General features: G+C 69.0%; 14 protein-coding genes. 1 reads left to right on the top strand and 13 read right to left on the bottom strand.

Annotated elements, in window-relative coordinates:
• Positions 1 to 9: 9 nt before the first annotated feature.
• Genes nuoK through ABZV31_RS09220 form a run of 11 tightly spaced genes read right to left on the bottom strand, consistent with a single transcriptional unit; the run spans position 10 to position 10,938 of the window.
• Positions 10 to 309, bottom strand: coding sequence for an NADH-quinone oxidoreductase subunit NuoK (gene nuoK / locus ABZV31_RS09270; protein WP_003974374.1), 300 nt, complete (start codon positions 307 to 309; stop codon positions 10 to 12).
• Positions 306 to 1,148, bottom strand: coding sequence for an NADH-quinone oxidoreductase subunit J (locus ABZV31_RS09265; protein ID WP_355890299.1), 843 nt, complete (start codon positions 1,146 to 1,148; stop codon positions 306 to 308). Before ABZV31_RS09265 ends, nuoK begins: the two co-directional genes overlap by 4 nt.
• On the bottom strand, positions 1,145 to 1,786 hold the full coding sequence (gene nuoI / locus ABZV31_RS09260) for an NADH-quinone oxidoreductase subunit NuoI (protein WP_355890296.1): 642 nt from the start codon (positions 1,784 to 1,786) through the stop codon (positions 1,145 to 1,147). Before nuoI ends, ABZV31_RS09265 begins: the two co-directional genes overlap by 4 nt.
• A complete protein-coding gene (nuoH, locus tag ABZV31_RS09255; protein ID WP_355890293.1) occupies positions 1,779 to 3,143 on the bottom strand; it encodes an NADH-quinone oxidoreductase subunit NuoH in 1,365 nt (454 codons plus the stop codon). Before nuoH ends, nuoI begins: the two co-directional genes overlap by 8 nt.
• Positions 3,140 to 5,644, bottom strand: a complete 2,505-nt coding sequence (locus ABZV31_RS09250) for an NADH-quinone oxidoreductase subunit G (protein WP_355890291.1) — start codon at positions 5,642 to 5,644, stop codon at positions 3,140 to 3,142. Before ABZV31_RS09250 ends, nuoH begins: the two co-directional genes overlap by 4 nt.
• Positions 5,641 to 6,990 carry an NADH-quinone oxidoreductase subunit NuoF gene (gene nuoF / locus ABZV31_RS09245; protein WP_355890288.1) on the bottom strand — a complete coding sequence of 450 codons (1,350 nt, stop codon included), beginning with the start codon at positions 6,988 to 6,990 and terminating at the stop codon, positions 5,641 to 5,643. The genes ABZV31_RS09250 and nuoF overlap by 4 nt, the downstream gene beginning before the upstream one ends.
• Positions 6,987 to 7,910 (bottom strand): NADH-quinone oxidoreductase subunit NuoE, encoded by a 924-nt coding sequence (gene nuoE / locus ABZV31_RS09240; protein ID WP_355890285.1) that lies wholly within the window; start codon positions 7,908 to 7,910, stop codon positions 6,987 to 6,989. Before nuoE ends, nuoF begins: the two co-directional genes overlap by 4 nt.
• Positions 7,907 to 9,247, bottom strand: a complete 1,341-nt coding sequence (locus ABZV31_RS09235; RefSeq protein WP_355890282.1) for an NADH-quinone oxidoreductase subunit D — start codon at positions 9,245 to 9,247, stop codon at positions 7,907 to 7,909. The genes nuoE and ABZV31_RS09235 overlap by 4 nt, the downstream gene beginning before the upstream one ends.
• Positions 9,244 to 10,014, bottom strand: a complete 771-nt coding sequence (locus ABZV31_RS09230) for an NADH-quinone oxidoreductase subunit C (protein WP_355890279.1) — start codon at positions 10,012 to 10,014, stop codon at positions 9,244 to 9,246. Before ABZV31_RS09230 ends, ABZV31_RS09235 begins: the two co-directional genes overlap by 4 nt.
• Positions 10,011 to 10,565 carry an NADH-quinone oxidoreductase subunit B gene (locus ABZV31_RS09225; protein WP_023547484.1) on the bottom strand — a complete coding sequence of 185 codons (555 nt, stop codon included), beginning with the start codon at positions 10,563 to 10,565 and terminating at the stop codon, positions 10,011 to 10,013. The genes ABZV31_RS09230 and ABZV31_RS09225 overlap by 4 nt, the downstream gene beginning before the upstream one ends.
• A gap of 13 nt (positions 10,566 to 10,578) precedes the next feature.
• Complete coding sequence (locus ABZV31_RS09220; RefSeq protein WP_007383963.1) at positions 10,579 to 10,938, bottom strand: NADH-quinone oxidoreductase subunit A; 360 nt, start codon at positions 10,936 to 10,938, stop codon at positions 10,579 to 10,581.
• Positions 10,939 to 12,109: 1,171 nt separating this feature from the next.
• Between ABZV31_RS09220 and ABZV31_RS09215 the strand changes: the two genes are divergently transcribed.
• Positions 12,110 to 12,922, top strand: coding sequence for a C40 family peptidase (locus ABZV31_RS09215; protein ID WP_355890276.1), 813 nt, complete (start codon positions 12,110 to 12,112; stop codon positions 12,920 to 12,922).
• 198 nt (positions 12,923 to 13,120) lie between these two features.
• On the opposite strand, the gene ABZV31_RS09210 is transcribed toward ABZV31_RS09215, so the two are convergent.
• Positions 13,121 to 14,956: an FAD-dependent oxidoreductase gene (locus ABZV31_RS09210; RefSeq protein ID WP_355890273.1), complete on the bottom strand. Its 1,836-nt coding sequence runs from the start codon at positions 14,954 to 14,956 to the stop codon at positions 13,121 to 13,123.
• A gap of 124 nt (positions 14,957 to 15,080) precedes the next feature.
• Positions 15,081 to 16,364: a geranylgeranyl reductase family protein gene (locus ABZV31_RS09205; RefSeq protein ID WP_355890270.1), complete on the bottom strand. Its 1,284-nt coding sequence runs from the start codon at positions 16,362 to 16,364 to the stop codon at positions 15,081 to 15,083.
• Positions 16,365 to 16,396: the final 32 nt, after the last annotated feature.

The following is a 16,396-nucleotide window of genomic DNA, read 5'->3' as shown; positions in this document are numbered from 1 at the left end:
TCCGACCCCTTACAGCTTCATCAGGCTGGCGTCGTCGACCGAGGCCGAGTGGCGGGAACGGAACAGCGACACGATGATCGCGAGCCCGACCACGACCTCCGCGGCGGCGACGACCATCGTGAAGAAGGCGATGATCTGACCGTCGAGGTTGCCGTGCATCCGGGAGAAGGCGACGAACGCGAGGTTGCAGGCGTTCAGCATCAGCTCGATGCACATGAAGACCACGATGGCGTTGCGCCGGATCAGCACGCCGGTGGCGCCGATCGTGAACAACAGAGCGGCGAGATAGAGGTAGTTGACGGGGTTCACTTCGACGCCTCCTCGGCCCGCTTGAAGTGCGGCGGTTCGACCGCCTTACGCTCCAGCCGCTCCTCGACCCGCATTTCCAGGGCCCGCAGGTCGTTGAGCGCCTCAACCGACACGTCACGGACCTGACCGCGCTCGCGCAGCGTCTTGCTGACCGTGAGCTCGGACGGGGTGCCGTCGGGCAGCAGGCCCGCGATGTCGACGGCGTTGTGCCGCGCGTACACGCCGGGCGCCGGCAGCGGCGGAATGTACTTGCCCTCCCGGATGCGCTGCTCGGACAGCTCGCGCTGGGTCTTGGCCCGCTCGGTGCGCTCGCGGTGGGTGAGCACCATGGCGCCGACGGCGGCCGTGATGAGCAGGGCGCCGGTGATTTCGAAGGCGAAGACGTACTTGGTGAAGATGAGGGATGCCAGGCCCTCCACGTTGCCGTTCGCGTTCGCCTTGCCGGTGCCGTTGAACTCCTTCAGGGAGGCGTTGGCGATGCCCCCGATCAGCAGGACGCCGAAGCCGGCCCCACACAGGAGGGCCAGCCAGCGCTGGCCCTTGATGGTTTCCTTCAGGGAGTCCGCGGCGGTGACGCCGACCAGCATCACCACGAACAGGAACAGCATCATGATCGCGCCGGTGTAGACGACGATCTGCACGATGCCCAGGAAGTAGGCGCCGTTGGCGAGGTAGAACACCGCCAGGGCGATCATGGTGCCGGCGAGACAGAGCGCACTGTGCACGGCCCTCTTCATGAAGACGGTGCCCAGGGCGCCGATCACCGCGACGGTGCCGAGGACCCAGAACTGGAAGGCCTCTCCGGTGGAGGTGGAGTAGGCGGCGAGCTGTGCGGTCATCGGCCGATCACCTTCTCCGAGGCGGGTTCGCTCTCACCGGAGGTGGAGGACGCCTCCTGCGGGACCTCGCCCTTGGAGAGGGCGACCTGGCGTACCGTGCCGGGCGCGGCCTCCGTCACCAGGCCCCGGTAGTAGTCCTGCTCGTCCATCCCCGGGTAGATCGCGTGCGGCGTGTCGACCATGCCCTCTTCGAGGCCGGCGAGCAGCTGCTCCTTGGTGTAGATGAGGTTGGCGCGGCTGGAGTCGGCGAGCTCGTACTCGTTGGTCATCGTCAGCGCGCGTGTGGGGCACGCCTCGATGCACAGGCCGCACAGGATGCAGCGGGCGTAGTTGATCTGGTAGACCGCGCCGTATCGCTCGCCCGGCGAGTAGCGCTCCTCGTCGGTGTTGTCGGCGCCCTCCACATAAATGGCGTCGGCGGGGCAGGCCCAGGCGCACAGCTCACAGCCGACGCACTTCTCCAGGCCGTCCGGATGGCGGTTGAGCTGGTGCCGTCCGTGGAAGCGCGGAGCCGTGGTCTTCTTCTGCTCCGGGTACTGCTCGGTCAGCCGCTTCTTGAACATGGCCTTGAAGGTCACGCCGAAGCCGGCCACGGGGTTCTGGAAACCGGACTTGGTCTCCTTGGGCTCCTCAGCCATCGGACGCCTCCTTTCCATCCAGAGATCCGTCACTGGCAGTATCCGACCCACCACTGACAATCAACTCCCGCTCGCGGCGCGAGCGGCGCCGTGGCACCGGCGGCAGCTCCTGCCCCGGCAGCGGTGGTACGGGGAACCCGCCGGCCATCGGGTCGAAGGCGGCCGGTTCCTCGGCGGGCCGCTCGGCCGTCTTCGCCTTCTCGCGGAACATGTCGGCGACGAAGGACAGGAGCAGCAGGGCCAGGATCCCGCCGCCGACGTAGAGGGCGATGTCGGCGAAGTCGTAGTTCTCGTTCCTCAGGGTCCGCACGGTGGCGACGAGCATCAGCCAGGTCACGGAGACCGGAATGAGGACCTTCCAGCCGAGCTTCATCAGCTGGTCGTAGCGGACCCGCGGGAGCGTGCCGCGCAGCCAGATGAAGAAGAACAGCAGCAGCTGGACCTTGATCACGAACCAGAGCAGCGGCCACCAGCCGTGGTTCGCGCCCTCCCAGAAGGTGCTGATCGGCCACGGGGCCCGCCAGCCGCCCAGGAAGAGCGTCGTCGACACGGCCGAGACCGTCACCATGTTCACGTACTCGGCGAGCATGAACATCGCGAACTTGATCGACGAGTACTCGGTGTTGAAACCGCCGACCAGGTCGCCCTCGGACTCCGGCATGTCGAAGGGGGCGCGGTTGGTCTCGCCGACCATCGTGACGATGTAGAGGATGAAGGAGACCGGCAGCAGCAGGATGTACCAGCGATCGTGCTGCTGCTGGACGATCGTCGACGTCGACATCGACCCCGAGTAGAGGAACACGGAGGCGAACGCGGCGCCCATGGCGATCTCGTACGAGATCATCTGCGCGCAGGAGCGCAGGCCGCCGAGCAGCGGGTAGGTGGATCCGGAGCTCCAACCGGCAAGGACGATGCCGTAGATGCCGACCGAGGCGATCGCGAGGATGTAGAGCACCGCGATCGGCAGGTCGGTCAGCTGCATCGCGGTGCGGTGGCCGAAGATCGAGATCTCGTTGCCGGCGGGCCCGAAGGGGATCACCGCGATCGCCATGAAGGCCGGGATGGCCGCCACGATCGGCGCAAGGACGTAGACCACCTTGTCCGCACGCTTGACGATGATGTCTTCCTTGAGCATCAGCTTCACGCCGTCGGCGAGCGACTGGAGCATGCCCCAGGGGCCGTGCCGGTTGGGGCCGATGCGCAGCTGCATCCAGGCGACGACCTTGCGCTCCCAGACGATGGAGAACAGCACGGTCACCATCAGGAAGGCGAAGCAGAACACCGCCTTGATGACGACCAGCCACCAGGGGTCGCGGCCGAACATCGAGAGGTCTTCAGCGGCGAGGTACGGGCTCATTCCTCCACCTCCTTGGGGGCCTCGGTGGCGAGCGTCGCCGGGCCGATGCGGACGAGGGATCCGGGCTGCGCCCCGGTGTCGGAGGCGACGCCCCCGCCGACGGAGTTCAGCGGGAGCCAGACCACCCGGTCGGGCATCTCGGTGATCTCCAGCGGGAGTTCGACCGCTCCGGCCGGGCCGGTCACGGCGATGACGTCGCCGTCCGCGACGCCCGCCTCGGCGGCCGTGGCGGGCGACACGCGTGCGCGTGCGGCGTGCCGTGTCCCGGCGAGCGCCTCGTCGCCCTCCTGCAGGACGCCTTGGTCGAGCAGCAGCCGGTGTCCGGCCAGCACGGCCTCCCCGGCGGCGGGCCGCGGCAGCGCGCTCGCGCTCTCCAGCGGATCGGTGGCCCGCGGCCCGGTCCAGGCGCCGAGCCGGTCCAGCTCCGCGTGCACGGTCCGCAGGTCCGGCAGACCCAGGTGGACGTCCATGGCGTCGGCCAGCATCTGCAGCACGCGCGCGTCGGTGGGCGCGAGGCGGCGGATCATCTGGTCGGGCTTGAGTGCGGCCTCGAAGAAGCGCACCCGGCCCTCCCAGTTGAGGAAGGTGCCGGCCTTCTCTGCGACGGCGGCGACGGGAAGGACCACGTCCGCGAGTTCGGTGACCTCGCTGGGCCGCAGCTCCAGCGACACCAGGAAGCCGACCTCGGCGAGTGCTTCACGCGCGCGTGCCGGATCGGGCAGGTCGGCGACCTCGACGCCCGCGACGACCAGCGCCTGAAGCTCGCCGCCCGCGGCGGCCTCGACGATCTGGCCGGTGTCGCGGCCGTAGCGGTGCGGGAGTTCGGCGACGCCCCAGACGGCGGCGACCTCCTCCCGGGCGCGCGGGTCCGTCGCGGGGCGCCCACCCGGCAGCAGCGACGGCAGTGCGCCCGCCTCGACCGCGCCGCGCTCGCCCGCCCGGCGCGGGATCCACACCAGTTGGGCGCCGGTTGCGGACGCGGCCCGTACGGCCGCGGTGAGGCCACCGGCGACAGCGGCCAGCCGCTCGCCGACGACGATCACCGCGCCCTCCGTGCGCAACGCCTCGGCCGCCTTCGCGCCGTCCTCGTCCAGGCCGACGCCGCCCGCGAGCGCGTCCAGCCACTCGGTCTCGGTGCCGGGCGCGGCCGGCAGCAGCGTGCCGCCCGCCTTCTCCAGACCCCGGGTGGCGTGCGTGGCCAGCGAGAACACCTTCTGCCCGTGCTTGCGCCAGGCCTTGCGCAGCCGCAGGAAGACGCCGGGAGCCTCCTCCTCGGACTCGAAGCCGGCGAGCAGGACGGCGGGCGCCTTCTCCAATGCGGAGTACGTGACGCCCGTACCGTCGATGTCCCGTCCGCGTCCGGCGACCCGGGCGGCCAGGAAGTCGGCCTCCTCGCTGCTGTGCACGCGCGCGCGGAAGTCGATGTCGTTGGTGCCGAGTGCCACGCGCGCGAACTTGCTGTACGCGTAGGCGTCCTCGATGGTGAGGCGGCCGCCGGTCAGCACACCGGTCCTGCCGCGCGACGCCAGGAGTCCCTGTGCGGCGATCTCCAAGGCCTCCGGCCAGGACGCCGGTACGAGCTCACCCTCGGCGTTGCGAACCAGCGGCGTCTCCAGCCGGTCCCTCTGCTGCGCGTACCGGAACGCGAACCGCCCCTTGTCGCAGATCCACTCCTCGTTGACCTCGGGATCGTTGGCGGCGAGCCGCCGCATGACCTTGCCGCGCCGGTGGTCGGTGCGGGTGGCGCAGCCGCCGGAGCAGTGCTCGCAGACGGTGTGCGAGGAGACGAGGTCGAAGGGCCGGGAGCGGAAGCGATACGCCGCCGACGTCAGCGCGCCGACCGGGCAGATCTGAATGGTGTTGCCGGAGAAGTACGACTCGAAGGGGTCGCCCTCGCCGGTGCCGACCTGCTGCAGCGCGCCCCGCTCCAGCAGCTCGATCATCGGATCGCCCGCGATCTGGTTGGAGAACCGGGTGCAGCGGGCGCACAGCACGCACCGCTCGCGGTCCAACAGCACCTGCGTGGAGATCGGGACGGGCTTCTCGAACGTCCGCTTCCTGCCCTCGAAGCGGGACTCGGCGTTGCCGTGCGACATGGCCTGGTTCTGCAGCGGGCACTCGCCACCCTTGTCGCAGACCGGGCAGTCCAGGGGGTGGTTGATGAGCAGCAGCTCCATCACCCCGTGCTGGGCCTTTTCGGCGACCGGCGAGGTCAGATGAGTCTTCACGACCATCCCGTCCGTACACGTGATCGTGCAGGACGCCATCGGCTTGCGCTGGCCCTCGACTTCGACGATGCACTGGCGGCAGGCGCCGGCCGGGTCGAGCAGGGGGTGGTCGCAGAACCGGGGAATCTCGATACCGAGCTGTTCGGCGGCCCGGATGATCAGGGTGCCCTTGGGCACGCTGATCTCGATGCCGTCGATCGTCAGCGTTACGAGATCCTCCGGCGGGACCGTCGCCTCTCCCCCGCCCGAGGGAGCGCTCGTGGTCACGGTCATGCGTTCACCTCCGTGCGGTCGGCCCAGGCCGTGGACTTGGCCGGGTCGAAGGGGCAGCCCCGGCCCGTGACGTGCTGCTCGTACTCCTCGCGGAAGTACTTGAGCGAGGAGAAGATCGGCGAGGCGGCGCCGTCGCCGAGGGCGCAGAAGGACTTGCCGTTGATGTTGTCGGCGATGTCGGCGAGCTTGTCGAGGTCGGACATCTTGCCCTTGCCGGCCTCCAGGTCGCGCAGCAACTGCACGAGCCAGTACGTCCCCTCGCGGCACGGCGTGCACTTGCCGCAGGACTCGTGGGCGTAGAACTCGGTCCAGCGGGTCACGGCCCGCACCACGCAGGTCGTCTCGTCGAAGCACTGCAGGGCCTTGGTGCCGAGCATGGAACCCGCGGCCCCCACTGCTTCGTAGTCGAGGGGGACGTCGAGGTGCTCGTCGGTGAACATCGGCGTCGAGGAGCCGCCCGGCGTCCAGAACTTCAGCCGGTGGCCCGGCCGCATGCCGCCGCTCATGTCCAGCAGCTGGCGCAGCGTGATGCCGAGCGGGGCCTCGTACTGTCCGGGGCTCGCGACGTGGCCGCTGAGCGAGTAGAGCGTGAAGCCCGGGGACTTCTCGCTGCCCATCGACCTGAACCATTCCTTGCCGTTTTTCAGGATGGCGGGAACTGACGCGATCGATTCGACGTTATTCACCACAGTCGGGCACGCGTAGAGGCCCGCGACCGCAGGGAAGGGGGGACGGAGCCGCGGTTGACCACGGCGGCCTTCGAGCGAGTCCAGCAGTGCGGTCTCCTCACCGCAGATGTACGCGCCCGCGCCCGCGTGCACGGTGAGTTCGAGGTCGAGTCCGCTGCCCAGGATGTTCTTGCCGAGGTAGCCCGCCGCGTAGGCCTCGCGCACGGCCGAGTGCAACCGCCGCAGCACGGGGACGACTTCACCACGCAGATAGATGAAGGCCTGCGACGACCTGATGGCATAACACGCGATGACAATGCCCTCGATGAGGCTGTGCGGGTTCGCGAAGAGGAGCGGGATGTCCTTGCAGGTTCCGGGCTCCGACTCGTCGGCGTTGACAACTAGATAGTGCGGTTTTCCATCACCCTGGGGAATGAACTGCCACTTTATTCCCGTCGGGAATCCCGCGCCGCCGCGCCCGCGCAGACCGGAGTCCTTGACGTACGCGATCACGTCGTCCGGCGACATGGCGAGTGCCTTGCGGAGTCCCTCGTACCCTTCGTGCCTCCGGTACACGTCCAGCGTCCAGGACCTGTCCTCGTCCCAGAAGGCCGACAGCACGGGTACGAGCAGCTTCTCAGGGCTGGTCTCGTCGATTTCGGGTGCCAAGGTCATCACTCCCCCTCCTCGGCGACAGGTCCCGCCGCATCAGAGGTGCGGGGCGAAGCCCCTCCATCACGGGTGGTGGTGGGCGACGGGTGGGCGGGATCGGAGGCCGATGTGTCCTGCGGCGCGTCGTGGGAGCTCAGGTGCTCCGTCGGTGACGGCTCGTGCACGGCCCTGTCCCGGGGCTCGTCGTGCGGTCCGCCGTCGCGCGGGTGGACCACGCGCGCGGGTGCGGCCTCTCCCCTGGCCAGGCGGAGGCCCACCAGCGAGGCGGGACCCGCGCTGCCGCCGGCCTCGGTCGCCCCCTCCCGCTCGTCGGGGAAGCCCGCCAGGATCCGGGCGGTCTCCTTGAAGGTGCACAGCGGCGCCCCGCGCGTCGGCGTGACCGACCGTCCCGCGCGGAGGTCGTCGACGAGGCGCCTGGCGCTCGCCGGGGTCTGGTTGTCGAAGAACTCCCAGTTGACCATCACGACCGGCGCGTAGTCGCAGGCCGCGTTGCACTCGATGTGCTCCAGGGTGACCTTGCCGTCGTCGGTGGTCTCGCCGTTGCCGACGCCGAGGTGCTCCTGGAGGGCCTCGAAGATCGCGTCCCCGCCCATCACCGCGCACAGCGTGTTGGTGCACACACCGACCTGGTAGTCGCCGCTCGGCTTGCGCCGGTACATGGTGTAGAAGGTGGCGACCGCGGTGACCTCGGCCGTGGTCAAGCCGAGCATGTCCGCACAGAACCGCATCCCGGTGCGCGTGACATGCCCCTCCTCCGCCTGCACGAGATGCAGCAACGGCAGGAGGGCGGACCGGGAGTCCGGGTAGCGGGCGATGATCTCGCGCGCGTCCCGCTCGAGCCGGGTGCGGACGTCGTCCGGGTAGTCGGGCGCGGGCAGTTCGGGCATGCCCAGGCTGACGCCCCGCTCCGAAGAACTGGTGGTCACCGGTCGACGCCTCCCATCACGGGGTCGATGGACGCGACGGCGACGATGACGTCGGCGACCTGGCCGCCTTCGCACATCGCCGCCATGGCCTGCAGGTTGGTGAAGGACGGGTCGCGGAAGTGGACCCGGTAGGGGCGGGTGCCGCCGTCGGACACGGCGTGCACCCCGAGCTCGCCCTTGGGCGACTCGACCGCCACGTACGCCTGTCCCGGCGGAACGCGGAAGCCTTCGGTGACGAGCTTGAAGTGGTGGATCAGGGCCTCCATGGAGGTGCCCATGATCTTCTTGATGTGGTCGAGGGAGTTGCCCAGTCCGTCCGGTCCCAGGGCGAGCTGGGCGGGCCAGGCGATCTTCTTGTCGGCGACCATGACTGGGCCGGGCTGCAGCCGGTCCAGGCACTGCTCGACGATCCTGAGCGACTGGCGCATCTCCTCCAGGCGGATCAGGAAGCGGCCGTAGGCGTCGCAGGTGTCGGCGGTCGGGATGTCAAAGTCGTACGTCTCGTAGTCGCAGTACGGCTGGGCCTTGCGCAGGTCGTGCGGCAGGCCGGTGGCGCGCAGGATGGGGCCGGTGGCGCCGAGGGCCATGCAGCCGGCCAGGTCGAGGTAGCCGATGTCCTGCATGCGGGCCTTGAAGACGGGGTTCCCGGTGGCGAGCTTGTCGTACTCCGGGAGGTTCTTCTTCATCTTCTTCACGAACTCGCGGATCTGGTCCACCGCGCCGGGCGGCAGGTCCTGGGCGAGTCCGCCGGGGCGGATGTACGCGTGGTTCATCCGCAGGCCCGTGATGAGCTCGTAGATGTCGAGAATCATTTCACGATCACGGAATCCGTAGATCATGATCGTGGTGGCGCCGAGTTCCATACCGCCGGTGGCGATGCACACCAGGTGGGAGGACAGCCGGTTCAGCTCCATCAGGAGCACCCGGATGATCTTGGCCCGCTCGGTGATCTGGTCCTCGATGCCGAGAAGTTTCTCTACGGCGAGACAGTAGGCGGTCTCGTTGAAGAAGGACGTCAGGTAGTCCATGCGCGTGACGAAGGTGGTGCCCTGCGTCCACGTGCGGAACTCGAGGTTCTTCTCGATCCCGGTGTGCAGGTAGCCGATGCCGCAGCGGGCCTCGGTGACGGTCTCGCCCTCGATCTCCAGGATCAGGCGGAGCACGCCGTGGGTGGAGGGGTGCTGGGGACCCATGTTGACGACGATGCGCTCGTCGTCGGCGCGGGCCGCGGACTGGACGACTTCGTCCCAGTCGCCACCGGTGACCGTGTAGACGGTGCCTTCCGTGGTCTCGCGCGCCGAAGCGGCGGACGCGGCAGATGCTGACTGCGTGCTCACGAGTACGACCTCCGCTGGTCCGGAGCCGGGATCTGGGCGCCCTTGTACTCGACGGGGATGCCGCCGAGGGGGTAGTCCTTGCGCTGCGGATGGCCCTGCCAGTCGTCCGGCATCATGATCCGCGTCAGGGCCGGGTGACCGTCGAAGACGATCCCGAAGAAGTCGTAGGTCTCGCGCTCGTGCCAGTCGTTCGTCGGATAGACGGAGACCAGCGACGGGATGTGCGGGTCGCTGTCGGGGGCGCTGACCTCGAGGCGGATCAGCCGGTTGTGGGTGATCGAGCGCAGGTGGTACACGGCGTGCAGCTCGCGGCCCTTGTCGTGCAGGTAGTGGACGCCGCTGACGCCGGTGCACAGCTCGAAGCGCAGGGCCGGGTCGTCGCGCAGGGTGCGGGCGACGCGGACCAGGTGCTCGCGCTCGATGTGGAAGGTGAGCTCGCGACGGTCGACGACCGTCTTCTCGATCGCGTTCTCGGGGAGGAGGCCCTGTTCCTCCAGCGCGCCCTCGAGTTCGTCGGCGACCTCGTCGAACCAGCCGCCGTAGGGGCGACTCGCCGGTCCCGGGAGTCGGACCGAGCGGACCAAGCCGCTGTAGCCGGAGGTGTCGCCGCCGTTGTTGGCGCCGAACATGCCGCGCTGGACGCGGATCTCCTCGCCGCCCTGGCCACGCTGGCCGGGGAGGTTGTCGGTGGCGAGGTCCTTCTCGGGGTTCACGCCGTTCTCCGCCCCGGTCGCACCGTTCGTTCCGTTGCCGTTCGCGTCGCTCACCGCAGCAGCCCCTTCATCTCGATCGTCGGCAGGGCCTTGAGCGCCGCCTCCTCCGCCTCGCGGGCCGCTTCCTCGGCGTTCACGCCGAGCTTGGAGGTCTGGATCTTGTGGTGGAGCTTGAGGATCGCGTCCATCAGCATCTCGGGCCTGGGCGGGCAGCCGGGCAGATAGATGTCGACGGGGACGATGTGGTCGACGCCCTGGACGATCGCGTAGTTGTTGAACATGCCGCCCGAGGAGGCGCAGACGCCCATGGAGATCACCCACTTGGGGTTGGGCATCTGGTCGTACACCTGCCGCAGGACGGGCGCCATCTTCTGGCTGACGCGGCCGGCGACGATCATCAGGTCCGCCTGGCGGGGCGATCCGCGGAAGACCTCCATGCCGAAGCGTGCCAGGTCGTAGCGGCCGGCGCCGGTGGTCATCATCTCGATCGCGCAGCAGGCCAGGCCGAAGGTGGCCGGGAAGACGGACGCCTTGCGCACCCAGCCCGCGGCCTGCTCGACGGTGGTCAGCAGGAAACCGCTGGGCAGCTTTTCTTCGAGTCCCATGTCTAAAGGCCCCTCAGTCCCATTCCAGGCCGCCGCGCCGCCATACGTACGCGTACGCGACGAAGACGGTGAGCACGAAGAGCAGCATCTCCACGAGCCCGAAAACACCCAGGGCGTCGAAGGTGACGGCCCAGGGGTAGAGGAAGACGATCTCGATGTCGAAGACGATGAAGAGCATCGCCGTCAGGTAGTACTTGATGGGGAAGCGCCCGCCGCCGGCCGGCGTGGGGGTCGGCTCGATACCGCACTCGTAGGCCTCGAGCTTGGCGCGGTTGTACCGCTTCGGTCCGATCAGCGTGGCCATGACCACGGAGAAGATCGCAAAGCCTGCCCCGAGGGCTCCCAGTACGAGGATGGGCGCATACGCGTTCACCGCTCCTCGCTCCTCTCAGTCGGCACTGACTGCTGGCGGTTGCGCTGGGCTCACGTCTGCCTCACCTGTCCCGTGAACCTCGCTCGTCCCGGCGAAGATCGGGAACATGTGAAGCAGGTCACAAGCCCAACTGCCTCGCATCTTATGCCCGGCGGTCTGTGATCTGCGACACGAGGTATTGCACAAGCTTTGTGATCTCCACCACCTGACGAACGATCATGAAGTCGGATGAGCAGTGATCTTCACACGCGAAGCACCTACGTGATCACGAGCGGTGACACTTTCGCTCGTCATCGCTGGTCGAAGGGGTTGCGCATTACCAGATGCACTGCGTCCGGTGCAAAGTGGCGGACGGCGTCAACCCCTTGGTATAGGGCTGCTTTTCACACATCGGAGGGACGACCGAACCGCGAAGTGGACACGTTCGTCTCTTCACAAGCCAGGCGCCACCTCCGGGGCGGCCCACGACCTCACCCGGAGACGATCTCGTCCGCGCCCGGCTCGCACACCCTTCAGTCCTTCACCGGCCTGTGACGGCTGGGGCTACAGGAACAGAGGGGATCCGGAGGTCACAGAGGGGATCCGGAGGTCACAAAGGGGATCCGGAGGTCACAAAGGGGATCCGGAGGTCACTAAGGTCACAAAGGGGATCCGGAGGTCACAAAGGGGATCCGGAAGCCAGAGCCGCTCGACACGGTCGCGTGCACACACCGCCCGGCGCCACAGGGGGCCGCGGTCTCGTGTGCACGGCGTCCGGCGCCACAGGGGGCCGCGGTCTCGTGTGCACGGCGTCCGGTGAGGCTCCGCGGCCACCAGGAGATGCCGGGGCCGGCCACCGGGAGATGCCGGGGCCGGCCCCGGGCGAGCCGGGAGCCGAGCCGCGTGTTGCAGAACGCTGGCGCCCCGGTGACCGTTCCGTGACCTCGGCCACATTCATGAGAGCCGCCTGAGAAGCGGGCTTGGCCAACGGCCCCAACCAATGGTAGGCGGGGGGCAATTCGGGCGTAACAGCGAAAGCCCATGATCACAGGCATGATCACCTGGGCCCGTAATGTCCGTTACGGCGTCAATAAAGAACGACGCGCCGGGGATTCGGGCTCCCGATTGAGCAAATGTGGCGCACCACACGTTTCTTGAAGATATGAAGGAGCCCCTGATACCGGTTGTTCCCATGTCCCACACCGCTCACATACGCAGCCACCGGAAGCCCCGCCGTAGCGCGTCGAAAATCGCGATGCGGGCCGGAGTTGCCGGTGGTGTCCTCAGCACCTTGGCAGTGGCCGGTGCGTCCGCCTCGTCGGCGAACGCCGCCGAGCCCGTGACGCAGACCCTCGAACTGCCCACCCTGACGACCGACCTGGCCACTCAGGTCGCCCAGTCCGCGGACGCCACACAGCAGGCCGCCGCGAACTACGAGCTGCAGGCCGAGCGTGACGCGGCCGCCGCGAAGGCCGCAAAGCAGGCCAAGGCGGACCTGGCCGAGGCGAAGAGGAAGGCGGAGGCCAAGAAGAAGGCCGCCGAGGCCGCCCGCAAGGCCGCCGCCGAGCGCGCCTCGCGCAGCGCCGAGCGGACCACCCTCGCCGCCCCGGCGAGCTCCTCGAGCTCCTCCACGAGCAGCTCCACGGCGACCGGTTCGGCCGCCGCCGTCATCGCCTTCGTCAAGGCACAGATCGGTGACGCCTACGTCTCCGGCGGCACCGGCCCCAACTCCTGGGACTGCTCCGGTCTCGTGCAGACCGCCTTCAAGGAGATCGGCGTCAACCTGCCGCGCGTGTCGCAGGACCAGTCGACCGCCGGCACCCAGGTCTCCCTGAGCAACCTGCAGCCGGGCGACATCCTCTACTGGGGCAGCGCCGGCAGCGCCTACCACGTGGCGGTGTACGTCGGCGACGGCATGTTCGTCGGCGCGCAGAACCCGTCCACCGGCGTCGTCGAGAAGCCGCTGTCCTACGACCCGCCGACCGGCGCGGTCCGGGTGCTCTGAGGACACCTCCACACAAAGGACATCCACGCACAAGCCGTACGGGGTGAAGGGCCGCAGCCGCTCGGGGGCAGCGGCCCTTCCGGTACATCCCCACGGCTCATCCCCACGGCTCATCCCCACGGCTCATTCCCACGGCTCATTCCCACGGCTCATCCCGGCATCTCCCGGTCAATCCGGGCGACTTCGCCGCATTCCTGCTCATCCCAGGTCGAAGGTGTTGGGCAGACCGAGCCGGTAGCGCACCTCGTCGATGCGTTTGAGGGGCTCCATCTCCGGCGGGCGGTACAGCTCCCAGATGCGGCACCGTTCGGCGTCCGAATGGTCCGCTTCGAGCAGGGCGTTGACGGCCCGTCGCGCGGACTCGTTGGCGCCCTCCATCGTGGCCAGGTCGACGTCGGTGCGGACGTAGTCGCCCGCGAGGAAGAAGTTCGGCACCTTCGTGCGGGCGGAGGGGCGGTTGTAGAGGGTGCCGGTCGGGTGGATGAGGAGCTGCTCGCGGTTCTGCGGGTCGGGGCCGCCCAGGCCCGTGACCGCCGGATCCATGAACCAGCCGAGCCGGTCGTCGTCCCGGAGCGTCGTCCTGCCGGAGTCGTTCAGGCCGTCCTTCAGCTGGGCCCAGAGCTCGGCGACGATTTCGTCCTTGGTGCACTCGCGGGCCGTCTTGCCGTACAGGATGCCCGGCTTGTCCCACTCGGAGATGATCGCGGACAGGCAGTCGTGGGCGTGCCCGTCACCGTAGTCCCGCGAAAAGTCCCGTACGTCCCAGAATTGGGCCTGCCCGATGGCGGTCACGGACCACGGCGAGTCGAGGCAGTTGATGTGGCCGTGCACGACGGGGGTGGGCGTGCGCAGGTAGAACATCACGCCGGTCATCCAGTCCGTCTTCAGCGCGTCGCACTTGGCGAGCTGCGGATCGGCCGCGCGCAGGGCCGGGCCCCAGGTGAGTCGGGCGTGTTCGACGGGCAGGGCGGAGACGTAGTGGTCGGCGGTGACGGTGCGTTCCTGGCCGCCGTCGCGGGCCGAGACGCGTATGCCGGTCACCCGGCCGCCCTCGTACACCACCTCCCGCACCTGTGTGCCCAGGACGAAATCGACGCCGAGGGAGCGCAGATGCCGCTCCCAGGGGTCGATCCAGGCCTCGCTGGTGGGGGCGTTCAGGACGCGGTCGATGTCGGCGTCGCCGTCCATGCCGCGGCCCAGCAGCCCCCACAGCATCAGGGCCTCGATGATGACACGGCCGACGGTGCGGGTGGAGGCGACCTCGGCGCGGGTGGCGACGAGGTTGCGGGTCTGCCCGATACCGAGGAGGGTCCGGTACTCCTCGCTCATCTCCTCGGCGCGGATGAAGTCCCACCACGAGACCTTCTCCCACTGGCCCTCGCGCCGGGCGTCGCAGCTGGTGAGGTGGACGAGGAGACGGTCGGCGAAGTAGGCGGCCTCGTGCGCGGGCAGGCGGGTGCCCAGGTCCAGGACAGAGAGGATCTGGTCGCGGATCCAGGAGGGGGTGATGTCGCCGGGCGCGGGCGGGGTGGTGACCCGGCGGAGCGGGAAGTGCAGGTCGGGTCGGCCGGATCCGCGTGCGAAGAGGGCCTCGGTGCCGCTGCGGAGGTTGTCGTGGACGCCGTGCGCGTTGCCGGGGACGGGGATGCGGCGCATGGTGTCCGGCAGGTTCCGGTAGAAGCCGGGGAAGAAGCGGAAGCCGTGCTCGCCGGGGAGTGGTCTGCGGCCGCCCGTGCCCGTGCCGGGGACGTCCATCGAGCGGGCCTTGCCGCCGAGGGTGTCGTAGTACTCGTAGACGGTGACGGCGTAGCCGCGCTCGGCGAGTTCGTGGGCGGCGCTGAGACCGGAGACACCGCCGCCGAGGACGGCGACGCGTTTCCCGGCAACCGAAGTGGCGGCGGTTGAGGTGGCGGCGGCCGAAGTGGCGGCGGGCCATAAGGCGGTGGCACCGACCGCCGCCCCGGCACCCGCGAGGAACCGTCTCCGGGTGTGGCCGGTCAGCTCCTGAGGCTGCTCAGTGTGTTCTGTTGTCATGAGAACCGGAGGGTAGGGACGGGCTCCCGAGGGAGGAAGCCCCAATCCCAGCCACCCACAGCATCCTCACAACGCGCAGGGGGCGCTCACCGCACAGCGAGCGCCCCCGGAGAACCTGTCCGGCTCACGCCTTCGGCGCCACCCTGCTCAGCCCGTTGATGATGCGGTCCATCGCGTCACCGCCCGTCGGGTCGGTGAGGTTGGCGAGGAGCTTGAGGGTGAACTTCATCAGAAGCGGATGGGTCAGACCGCGCTGGGCGGCGATCTGCATGACCTTCGGGTTCCCGATGAGCTTCACGAAGGCGCGGCCCAGCGTGTAGTAGCCGCCGTAGGTGTCCTTGAGGACGCGCGGGTAGCGCTGCAGGGCGAGTTCGCGCTGGGCAGGCGTCGATCGCGCCTGCGCCTGGACGATGACGTCGGCGGCGATCTGGCCGGACTCCATGGCGTAGGCGATGCCCTCGCCGTTGAAGGGGTTCACCAGGCCGCCGGCGTCGCCGACGAGCAGCAGGCCCTTGGTGTAGTGGGGCTGGCGGTTGAAGGCCATGGGCAGGGCGGCGCCCCGGATGGGACCCGTCATGTTCTCCGGCGTGTATCCCCAGTCCTCCGGCATCGACGCGCACCAGGCCTTCAGCACCTCACGCCAGTCCAGCTCCTTGAAGGAGTCGGAGGTGTTCAGGACGCCCAGGCCCACGTTCGAGGTCCCGTCGCCCATGCCGAAGATCCAGCCGTAGCCGGGCAGGAGACGGTCCTGCGGGCCGCGCCGGTCCCACAACTCCAGCCAGGACTCGAGGTAGTCGTCGTCGTGCCTCGGGCTGGTGAAGTACGTCCGGACCGCGACGCCCATCGGCCGGTCCTCGCGGCGGTGCAGGCCCATCGCCAGGGACAGCCGGGTGGAGTTGCCGTCGGCGGCGACGACGAGCGGCGCGTGGAAGGTGACCTCGCGCTTCTCCTCGCCCAGCTTGGCGGTCACGCCGGTGATGCGGCCGGTGCGGTCGTCGACGATCGGGCCGGAGACGTTGCAGCGCTCGTACAGGCGCGCGCCCGCCTTCTGGGCCTGCCGGGCGAGCTGCTCGTCGAAGTCGTCGCGCTTGCGGACGAGTCCGTAGTCGGGGAAGGAGGCGAGATCAGGCCAGTCCAGCTGGAGGCGGACCCCGCCGCCGATGATGCGCAGGCCCTTGTTGCGCAGCCAGCCGGCCTCCTCCGAGATGTCGATGCCCATCGCCACGAGCTGCTTGACGGCGCGCGGGGTGAGCCCGTCGCCGCAGACCTTCTCCCGCGGGAACTCGGTCTTCTCCAGCAGGAGTACGTCGAGTCCGGCCCGGGCCAGGTGGTACGCGGTGGTGGAGCCGGCTGGCCCCGCGCCCACGACGATCACATCGGCGGTGTTGTCGGAGAGGGGCTCGGTCACGGCGGGATCTCCCCAAGTTCGAAATCTGCGTG

The sequence above is a fragment of the Streptomyces sp. NPDC005202 genome (assembly GCF_040608235.1).
Taxonomy (GTDB): Bacteria; Actinomycetota; Actinomycetes; order Streptomycetales; family Streptomycetaceae; genus Streptomyces.
This window is presented reverse-complemented; position numbering and strand designations above follow the sequence as displayed.

Bases quoted from the DNA above. Each gene is read 5' to 3' on its own strand.
- ABZV31_RS09265 (WP_355890299.1), bottom strand. From the start codon at position 1,148: ATGACCGCACAGCTCGCCGCCTACTCCACCTCCACCGGAGAGGCCTTC.
- nuoI (WP_355890296.1), bottom strand. From the start codon at position 1,786: ATGGCTGAGGAGCCCAAGGAGACCAAGTCCGGTTTCCAGAACCCCGTG.
- nuoH (WP_355890293.1), bottom strand. From the start codon at position 3,143: ATGAGCCCGTACCTCGCCGCTGAAGACCTCTCGATGTTCGGCCGCGAC.
- ABZV31_RS09250 (WP_355890291.1), bottom strand. From the start codon at position 5,644: ATGACCGTGACCACGAGCGCTCCCTCGGGCGGGGGAGAGGCGACGGTC.
- ABZV31_RS09225 (WP_023547484.1), bottom strand. From the start codon at position 10,565: ATGGGACTCGAAGAAAAGCTGCCCAGCGGTTTCCTGCTGACCACCGTC.
- ABZV31_RS09215 (WP_355890276.1), top strand. From the start codon at position 12,110: ATGTCCCACACCGCTCACATACGCAGCCACCGGAAGCCCCGCCGTAGC.
- ABZV31_RS09210 (WP_355890273.1), bottom strand. From the start codon at position 14,956: ATGACAACAGAACACACTGAGCAGCCTCAGGAGCTGACCGGCCACACC.